This is a genomic window from Lentzea indica (assembly GCF_012184385.1).
GTDB classification, from domain to species: domain Bacteria; phylum Actinomycetota; class Actinomycetes; order Mycobacteriales; family Pseudonocardiaceae; genus Lentzea; species Lentzea indica.
Window position 1 is genome coordinate 1 of record NZ_VSRL01000518.1, and the last position, 1,864, is coordinate 1,864.

2 protein-coding genes are annotated in these 1,864 nt (G+C 71.3%); both read right to left on the minus strand.

Annotated elements, in window-relative coordinates:
* On the minus strand, nt 1–601 hold a 601-nt coding region (locus FXN61_RS49190; RefSeq protein ID WP_167980604.1), incomplete at its 3' end, for an alcohol dehydrogenase catalytic domain-containing protein.
* Nucleotides 602–618: 17 nt separating this feature from the next.
* The coding region (locus FXN61_RS49195; RefSeq protein WP_246293311.1) for an aldehyde dehydrogenase family protein at nt 619–1,864 on the minus strand (1,246 nt) is incomplete at its 5' end.

The window sequence follows — 1,864 nt, forward strand, 5'->3', positions numbered from 1 at the left end:
CGACCGCGCCGGCCCCGGTGACGAGCAGGGTGGCGCCGGGACGCGGGGCCAGCACGTTCCACACCGCGCCGGCACCGGTCATGATCCCGCAGCCGAGCGGGGCGAGCAGGTCGAGCGGTGCGTCGGCCGGCACCTTGACCAGGCTGCGTTCGTCGACGACGGCGTGGTGGGCGAAGCTCGACTGGCCGAAGAAGTGGCCGCCGAGCGGGACGCCGCCGCGGGAGATCGGCGACGTCCCGTCGGGTCGCTGGCCACCGATCAGGTTCGACGGCAGCCAGGTGTCGCAGTAGGCGGGATGGCCGGCACGGCAGTTGCCGCAGTGGCCGCACGAGCTGTAGCTCAGCAGCACCTGGTCGCCGGCGGCGACCTTCGTGACCGCGGAGCCGGTCTCCTCGACGATCCCGGCGCCCTCGTGACCGAGCACGCCGGGCAGCGGGAACGGCAGATGGCCGGCGGCGACGCCGAGGTCGGTGTGGCAGACACCGGCGGCGGTGACGCGGACGCGCACCTCGTCCGGCCGCAGGTCGTCCAGCGTGACCTCGGAGAGCGCGAACCCGGCACCGGGGGACTCGACGACGGCCGCTGTCGTTGTGGTTGACATGGGTTTCTCCTGCGGGATCAGGCGAGGGAAATGACGACGGACTTGGTCCTGGTGTAGGCCGCGAGGGCCTCGGGGCCGTACTCGCGGCCGTAGCCGGAGTCCTTGACGCCGCCGAACGGGATCGCGGGGTCGAGCATCGCCCAGTCGTTGATCCAGACGATGCCCGCCTGCAGCCGGGCGGCCACCCGGTGAGCACGGGCGAGGTCCTGGGTCTGCAGCCCGGCGGCGAGACCGTAGGACGTGCCGTTGGCCATGGCGACCGCCTCGTCCTCGGTGTCGAACCGCTGCACCGTCAGCACCGGGCCGAAGATCTCCTCCCGCACGACGGAGGACGTGTCCGGAAGGTCCGCGATCACCGTGGGCGGGAAGTAACTGCCTTCCCTGTCTGCCCGCTGCCCGCCCGTGACGATGCGGCCACCGTCGGCCTTCGCCTGTGCGACGTAGCGCTCCACTTTGGACAGATGCCGTTCGCCGGCCATCGGGCCGATCACGGTCGCCGGGTCGAACGGGTCGCCGAGCGGGACGTGCGGCACGGCGTCGGCGAGAGCACCGACGACGGTGTCGTACAACGATGATGCGACGAGCAACCGGGGGCCGCCCATGCAGAACTGGCCCGTGTTGAAGACGAAACCCTTGATCGCCGCGCCGATCGCCTTCTCCAGGTCGGCGTCTTCGAAGATGATGTGCGCCGCGTTGCCGCCCAGTTCCATGGTCACCGGCTTGAGCTGCGCTCCCGCGATGCTCGCGGCGTGCCTGCCGACGGCCGTCGAGCCGGTGAACGCCACCTTGTCCACGCCGGGGTGGCGGAGCAGGTGTTCGCCGATCTCGGCGCCGTACCCGGTCACCACGTTGACCACACCAGCGGGCACGCCGGCCTCGGTGAAGATCTCTGCCATCAGCAACGCGCTCAGTGGCGTGTCCTCTGCGGGCTTGTGCACGACCGTGTTGCCGGCCGCGAGCGCCGGCGCGATCTTCGAGCTCGACAGGATCAGCGGGAAGTTGAACGGCGTGATCGCCGCGACCACCCCGACCGGTTCGCGGCGGGTGTAGGCGTGCGAGGGGATCGGGATCTGCCGTGTCGCCCCGTCGAGGGTCTGCGCCAGCGCCGCGTAGTACTCGTACTGCTCGGCGGTCGTCTCCACGTCGACCGGACGGCACAGCGCGACCGGCTTGCCGACGTCGAGGCTCTCCACCGCGACGAGCTCGTCCGCCCTGGCCGCACGATGTCCGCGATCCGGTTCAGGATCCGCCCGCGGTGCGGCC